This is a genomic window from Fluviicola sp., assembly GCF_030151805.1.
Lineage (GTDB): Bacteria > Bacteroidota > Bacteroidia > Flavobacteriales_D > Crocinitomicaceae > Fluviicola.
Window position 1 is genome coordinate 1 of record NZ_JASLCN010000486.1, and the last position, 6,941, is coordinate 6,941.

Below are 6,941 nucleotides of genomic sequence, written 5' to 3' on the forward strand. Positions count from 1 at the left end.
ATCAAAAGTAAAAAATGGTAGTCACCCGGACTACCATTTCACTTTTTTATCCATTAACTCTTTAACCGTCAGTACAATTATTTCTAAAATCAGACAATTGATTCGTTAATACTTAATCGCAATTTTCCCGATTGTTTTTCCACTTTCCAGCATCGTATGTGCTTGCTTGAACGAATCCGGATTCAATCCGATAATTGTTTCTTTCAGTGTACTCTTTAAAACTCCCTGATCCAATAAATCTGCCACCCGATTCAGAATATGATGCTGCTCAATCATATCATCGGTTTGAAAACTTGACCGCGTATACATTAGCTCCCAGGAAAAAGAGGCACTTTTTGCTTTCAACTTATTGAGTGCAATTAACTCACTACTTCCGGTAATTGAGGCAATATGACCTTGTGGCTTGATTAATTCAGCCATGGAATCCCAATAATTATTCGTATCCACAAAATCTACAATGAAATCTACGTAATGAAAACCGGCATTTCGCACTTCGCTGACCAGGTCTTTGTGATTCACAACAAAATCGGCGCCCTGCTCTTTGCACCAGGCAATTGTTTCAGGTCTTGAAGCCGTTGTTATAACTATCAATCCTGCAATCTTCTTAGCTAATTGAGTAGCAATTGATCCTACTCCTCCGGCTCCTCCGATAATTAAAATGCTTTTTCCTTTATCTTTTTCAGGATTAATCCGAATGCGATCAAACAAAATTTCCCAGGCTGTGAGTGATGTTAACGGTATTACGGCAGATTCCGCATCACTAAGTGATTTTGGTTTTTTACCCACGATCCGTTCATCAACGACCTGGTATTCGGCATCGCTTCCCTGTTTGGTAATATCGCCGGCGTAATAAACGAGATCTCCAACTTGAAAAAACGATACCTCTTCTCCAACGGCCTCAATAATTCCCGTGGCATCCCAACCCAAAATTTTAGGCGTTTCGGAGATTTTATCCTTCAAACTGTTTTGCCGGATTTTAAAATCCACAGGGTTTACTGAAACGGCGTTTATTTTGACTAATAATTCATGACCTGTTGGAGTTGGTTTTTCTACTTCGAACAACCTAAAACTATCTTGTTCGCTAATAGGTAATGACTTTGTAATTCCAATTGCTTTCATATGTGGTTTATTTAAAATTTAATTGTTTGACAGGTGATTCAATTTAATGATTTCTTTTCAAAAAATGATCTATACTCAAATACTTCATTTCCGCATTATTCAGTATAAAATGAATAAACAGAATATAAATCATCTGTATTCCTGCCCATTCCCATTTCTCGATCAAACAGGATCCAAGAACCAGGCAAATCAGCAGGAAAGAACCTGCATACAATGCAAACCGGATAAATAACCCGGTGATTAATAAAACTCCGATCCCGAATTCTAAAAAAGGTAAAATGCTTGCCCAGACACCTACCAATCCAATGGGCATTAAACTTCCTGCAAAAGCATCCTGCATCCAGGTTTTGAACCCTGAGAGGGTTGGAAACCGAACCAATCCATGTCCTAAAAAGTTGATTCCCATAGCAATTCGTAAGATCAATGCCGGTATTTTTTGATTATTCCTCATAGCGTTATATTTAGTTATTCGTTAAAAATTCCGCGTTATCTATTGGAGTATCGGGATCGTTTTGAATCAACCTCGCGATTTCATCTTTCCGCATGAAAACCACTCCCTGTTTCTTTTTCGCGTATTGAATAAATTCATCTATTACATGCACCATCGCCGGCGTTCCACCGATTCGATCATGTAAACTCACACTCATCATTCTTCTTTTGGTAGCTCCTTCCTGATACAATTGATCAAATTCAGCTTTCAATTGCGCTAAAAACTGATCGGGGCTCCAGTGTTTCCCTTCCACATTCACGATATCGTTATTTCTAAGAGTATAAGGAATGATAACAAAGTTCTTCCCCCGCACCTTTGTAATGAAAGGTTCATCGCGACTTAAATCATCGATGTGATAAAGGAATCCCAATTCTTGCAACACCTTCAGGGTATTAGGGCTTCTTCGCAACCAATTGCAGTTATATCCTATTCCGCGTTTTCCGGTAATTGCTTCAACGGTATCAATTCCCTTTTTCACAAAAGCACGTTCTTCCTCATAAGACATATTCCATTGATTTCCCCAGGCAAAGCCGTGTCCGGCAATCTCATGTCCACCATTTGCAATTGCTTTTACAACTGCCGGATAACGAACCGCAGCAGCTCCGACAACATGAGAAGTCACATGAATTCCATGTTTCTTCCAGAGATTCAGCATCCGGTATATTCCTTCATTTGCACCATAGCGATACCAACTTTCTGCGGGTAAATCCGGGTTTCCGGGAGGTAATGGATTTCCGGAAAAAGGACTTTCTGCTCCTTCCGGCTGACCACCTGTTTCAAACTGCATCGAGAAAGAAATCACCAATCGTGCATGATTTGGCCAATGGGTTTTCTGCTGTTTGGAGTTTGTCTCTGTCTGAACGGAATTCGTTCTGGAATCACAGGCAGAAACAACGACTCCAACTGTCCCGATCAAAAAGAGAATTTTACATGTATTTGCTAAGTTCATCTGTTTTTGTTTTTATAACTTCAAAATTAGCCGGAAGCAAATTCAACTAATTGTAAAAAAACATGGTATAATTGTAAAAAGAATAGCTTGAAACGATTATTCAGCAAACATGCTCTGAACATATTTCAGATCCACATGACTTCCTGGCCTCATCCGGTTCATACACACAATTTTTATGAATTGATTTTAATCAATGAAGGTTCCGGGTTTCACATGGTGAATGATATTACATTTCCATACAAGAAAGACGACATCTTTCTCTTAACACCACACGATTATCATCAATTCCACATTACGGAAGCAACTACTTTCACTTACTTGAAATTTACGGAAGCGCTCCTGGAAGAGAAAAATGCATTAATTACGTCAAACCACCTATCAAAAGAAACCCGGGAATTGCTGCTTTTGGCAAGAAATCAGACGCAATGCATCGTTAAATCACAAAGCGACAAAAGCTTTATTCACGCATTATGTGTTCAGTTATTGAATGAATTCAAACATCCCGGTCGCTTTTCCAAACAAATCGCACATGAACTTTTCGGAGCAATTTTACTGATGGTACTTCGAAACATTGTACCCTTATCGGGTAAAAATTTCGCCGCTTACGAAGAAACTGCCATTGACCGTTTACTCTATTATATTCGAAGCGAGATCGGGAACTCAGAAAAAATTTCTCAAAAAGCCTTAGCTGAATTCTTGAACATGTCTCCCGGGTACGTCGGAAGCTTTGTTAAAAAACATACCGGAAATTCGCTCCGGTATATGATCAATGAAACCCGCTTACAAACAGCCGAAAAACTATTGAAACAAAGTAGTCTCCCGATTAAAGAAATCGCTTTACGCGTAGGCTTCAACGATTCAAGCCATATGAACAAGTTATTTCAGAAATACCGGGAAACGAATCCGAAATCGTATCGCACCGGTTGAACCTCGTTTGAACATCTGAGTATCACGGCTTTATTTCTGCGAATACTGATTTGCTGTTTAAAAAATATAGCGGAATCAATTACTTTCCTTTCTGTCAAGTAGTTCATAGTTACTATCTTTGTTCTTATGGATTATCTAAACGGATTAAACGAAAGTCAACGCGTTGCGGTAGAGAACTTTGAAGGACCAACCATGGTAATTGCCGGAGCAGGTTCCGGAAAAACACGGGTTCTGACCATGCGTATTGCTTACATGATCGATCAGGGAATAGACCCATTCAACATTTTGGCTTTGACTTTTACGAATAAAGCCGCTAAAGAAATGACTGAGCGGATTGCTTCGATCGTGGGTTCAAGTGAGGCGAAAAACATTACAATGGGAACCTTCCACTCCGTTTTTTCGCGCATCCTCCGGATCAACGCCGACCGATTGGGATATCCGCAAAACTTTACCATTTACGATACACAGGATACCAAAAGCTTGTTGAAGGACATCATCAAGGAATTGAACCTGGACGATAAAATCTATAAGCCAAGTATGGTTTACGGACGGATTTCCGCAGCGAAAAACAACCTGCTTTCCGCAGACGACTATGCGCGTAATCCGGAAATCATGGATGAAGACAAAAGCAGTCAGCGTCCCGAATTGGCACGAATTTACAAGGCATACTCCGTCAGATGTTTTAAAGCCGGAGCAATGGATTTCGATGATTTGTTATTTCAAACCAATGTGCTTTTACGCGATTTCCCGGATGTTCTCTCTTACTATCAGCATAAATTCAAATACATCCTGGTGGATGAGTACCAGGATACCAACTATGCGCAATACCTGATCGTAAAAAAATTGGCTGCCGTTTATGAAAACATTTGCGTGGTTGGAGATGATGCGCAAAGTATCTATTCATTCCGCGGGGCAAACATTCAGAACATTCTCAATTTCCGGAACGATTACCCGGATTATAAACTTTACAAACTGGAACAAAACTACCGAAGTACTCAGAGTATTGTTGAGGCAGCGAATAGTGTTATTTCAAAGAATAAGGAACAGATTAAGAAAAACGTCTGGACGGATAATGACAAAGGAAATCCGATTCGTGTTATTCGTGCAATGACCGATAACGAAGAAGGTAAAATCATTGCCAACAAGATTTTTGATGTCAAACACCAGGAAAGCGGAGATTGGACGGATTTTGCTATTCTATACAGAACAAACCGCCAGTCGCGTGCATTCGAGGAAGCTTTGAGAAAAATGAATATTCCGTACAAAATTTACGGCGGACTTTCATTTTATCAGCGTAAAGAAATCAAGGATATTTTGTCCTATTTCCGTTTAACGGCAAATCAGAAAGACGAAGAAGCACTGAAGCGCGTGATCAATTATCCGAAACGCGGAATCGGGAAAACATCCTGGGAAAACATTATCATCGCAGCAAACAATTACGACGTTGCTATCTGGGACGTGATTTCCGAGTTCGGTAAGTATCCGGTTGCAATTCCCCCTGCAACAAAACAGAAAATCTCTGAGTTTGTAATTATGATCCAGAGTTTCTCAGCTCAGTTGAATTCCCAAAATGCCTACCAATTGGCTCAAACCATTGCGAAAAGCTCGGGAATTCTAAAAGAATTGTATTCTGAAAAAGACAAAGGTCCGGAAGAAGTGGAACGTTATCAGAATATCGAGGAATTACTGGCTGCGATCAAAGAATTCACCGTTCAAAAAGGAGAAGATGAACCGGCAACGCTATCTGATTTCATGATTGATGTAGCATTGTTAACGGATGCGGATAACGAAAAAGAAGAAGACAAGAATAAGATCAGTTTGATGACTATTCACTCCAGTAAAGGGCTTGAATTCAAACACGTTTATTTGGTCGGATTGGAAGAAAACCTCTTCCCGTCACAACTTTCTATTAATTCCCGAACGGAATTGGAGGAAGAAAGACGCTTGTTCTATGTAGCAGTAACCCGTGCTGAGAAAAACTGTACGATTTCCTATGCAGCTTCGCGTTTCCAATGGGGAAATCTGATTACGTCCGAACCAAGTCGATTCATTTCTGAGATCGACCCGAATTATTTGAGTTTTGAAACAGCTTACGGTGCTCCTCAGGCAGGTGGTCGTTCACTGAATTCCGGACGAACAGGTTTTGACCGGCCTTTTACCGGCGGATTGAACAGAATGCCCGGAAACACTGCGGCATCCTCTGCTCCGAAAAGTATGAAAAGCATGTCTGAATTGAATTCCAAAAGCGGTGCCGGAGATGTAAACATCGACATCAAAGTTGGCTACAATGTGGAACACGAGCGATTCGGAAAAGGGAAAGTAACCAAACTGGAAGGCAGCGGAGTAGATCGGAAGGCAACCATTTTCTTCCCGCATGCGGGAGCAAAAACATTGCTTCTCAAATTTGCCAAACTAACAGTTCTCGATATTGACTAAACAAGAAGGGGCGAATAATTATTCGCCCCTTCTTGTTTTTATATTCTTTAGAAAAATCTACCAATAGAACATCCCGGTAATGATCTGATCTCCGAAAGGCTGACCTTTTAACTTTTGTTTCAATTCCGCAATCAATTCCGCTTCGGTATATTGCTTTCCTTTTTTCTTCGGCTGTGTAATCTGCTCCGGAGTAGGAGCAATAATATCCACTTTTTTAGCAAAATAAACGATACTTCCGTCTTCTGTTGCCAATCCGAGAACCGCACCCGGCAAGCCCTGGATATTCTCAGGACCTACAGTTGGGATAATATCTGTCGTATACCATGCATAAATTCGCGTGGAATCATTTTTCTGCCAGATTACACGGGTACATTCGTAACCTGCAATTTTACGGGTTTTATCGGTAATCTTCCAGGTGTGTTTCACTAAAGAATCACCAACTGTCATCGAATTTCCCATCATGTCCATATATACAAAACGTTGTTTTTTCGCAAACAAGTTGTACACTGTGTTTTTCATTGTTAACCAACTCTGAGGATCAGGCTGATCAGGTGTAACATAAGAGAACAAAGAAGCTGTATCATTGAAATAAAGCGTAAAATCTTCTACTTTGATTTTGTTCTTTTCTCCGACAAATTGCCGCATCCGGTCATCTTCAAAGATTTTCCACAGGTTCGTTCTTCGTTCATAAGTAATTTTACCTTCACGAACCAACTGAGCCTGTACAGCTCCTCCCAGGAACAATATTCCCAGAAGAATACTTATTCTAATACCAGCCATTCCCATCATCTTCTTTCGTTTTAAAATTGTTGAATCTAAGTGTCACTTTTGCCATGAAGTAACGACGAATAATATTGGTTCTTTGATCGACGATTACGTTGTTATTCACCGTACGGTAGTTACTGATATTCTGATTTAAGATATCATATGCTTCAATACCAACCAGGAGATTTCCGGTTTTCAGGAACGAACGTTGAATGGAAGCATTCCAAATGAGATAATTGACGTTGTAGCCATTTG

Annotated in this window: 7 protein-coding genes; 2 read left to right on the forward strand and 5 right to left on the reverse strand. The window is 40.2% G+C overall.

All coding sequences use genetic code 11. The features are described from left to right. Window positions 1–105: 105 nt before the first annotated feature. The 3 genes from Q1V93_RS18515 to Q1V93_RS18525 are packed head-to-tail and all read right to left on the reverse strand — an operon-like array spanning window position 106 to window position 2,558. A complete protein-coding gene (locus tag Q1V93_RS18515) occupies window positions 106–1,119 on the reverse strand; it encodes a zinc-binding alcohol dehydrogenase family protein (protein WP_300666791.1) in 1,014 nt (337 codons plus the stop codon). A 43-nt stretch (window positions 1,120–1,162) separates the two neighbouring features. Next, window positions 1,163–1,570 (reverse strand): DoxX family membrane protein, encoded by a 408-nt coding sequence (locus tag Q1V93_RS18520; protein ID WP_300666794.1) that lies wholly within the window; start codon window positions 1,568–1,570, stop codon window positions 1,163–1,165. Between the two features lie 10 nt (window positions 1,571–1,580). After that, window positions 1,581–2,558 (reverse strand): polysaccharide deacetylase family protein, encoded by a 978-nt coding sequence (locus Q1V93_RS18525; RefSeq protein WP_300666796.1) that lies wholly within the window; start codon window positions 2,556–2,558, stop codon window positions 1,581–1,583. An 87-nt stretch (window positions 2,559–2,645) separates the two neighbouring features. Between Q1V93_RS18525 and Q1V93_RS18530 the strand changes: the two genes are divergently transcribed. Both Q1V93_RS18530 and Q1V93_RS18535 read left to right on the forward strand, forming a co-directional pair. Continuing rightward, window positions 2,646–3,485: an AraC family transcriptional regulator gene (locus Q1V93_RS18530; protein ID WP_300666799.1), complete on the forward strand. Its 840-nt coding sequence runs from the start codon at window positions 2,646–2,648 to the stop codon at window positions 3,483–3,485. Window positions 3,486–3,611: 126 nt separating this feature from the next. After that, on the forward strand, window positions 3,612–5,921 hold the full coding sequence (locus Q1V93_RS18535; protein ID WP_300666802.1) for a UvrD-helicase domain-containing protein: 2,310 nt from the start codon (window positions 3,612–3,614) through the stop codon (window positions 5,919–5,921). A 57-nt stretch (window positions 5,922–5,978) separates the two neighbouring features. Here the strand turns inward: Q1V93_RS18535 and Q1V93_RS18540 are convergent, their stop codons facing one another. Then, window positions 5,979–6,701: a GLPGLI family protein gene (locus Q1V93_RS18540; RefSeq protein ID WP_300666805.1), complete on the reverse strand. Its 723-nt coding sequence runs from the start codon at window positions 6,699–6,701 to the stop codon at window positions 5,979–5,981. Then, the coding region (locus Q1V93_RS18545) for a hypothetical protein (RefSeq protein ID WP_300666808.1) at window positions 6,688–6,941 on the reverse strand (254 nt) is incomplete at its 5' end. The genes Q1V93_RS18540 and Q1V93_RS18545, both read right to left, overlap by 14 nt.

Coding starts and splice junctions, on each gene's coding strand:
- Q1V93_RS18520 (WP_300666794.1), bottom strand. CDS start 1,570: ATGAGGAATAATCAAAAAATACCGGCATTGATCTTACGAATTGCTATG.
- Q1V93_RS18515 (WP_300666791.1), bottom strand. CDS start 1,119: ATGAAAGCAATTGGAATTACAAAGTCATTACCTATTAGCGAACAAGAT.
- Q1V93_RS18535 (WP_300666802.1), top strand. CDS start 3,612: ATGGATTATCTAAACGGATTAAACGAAAGTCAACGCGTTGCGGTAGAG.
- Q1V93_RS18540 (WP_300666805.1), bottom strand. CDS start 6,701: ATGGCTGGTATTAGAATAAGTATTCTTCTGGGAATATTGTTCCTGGGA.
- Q1V93_RS18525 (WP_300666796.1), bottom strand. CDS start 2,558: ATGAACTTAGCAAATACATGTAAAATTCTCTTTTTGATCGGGACAGTT.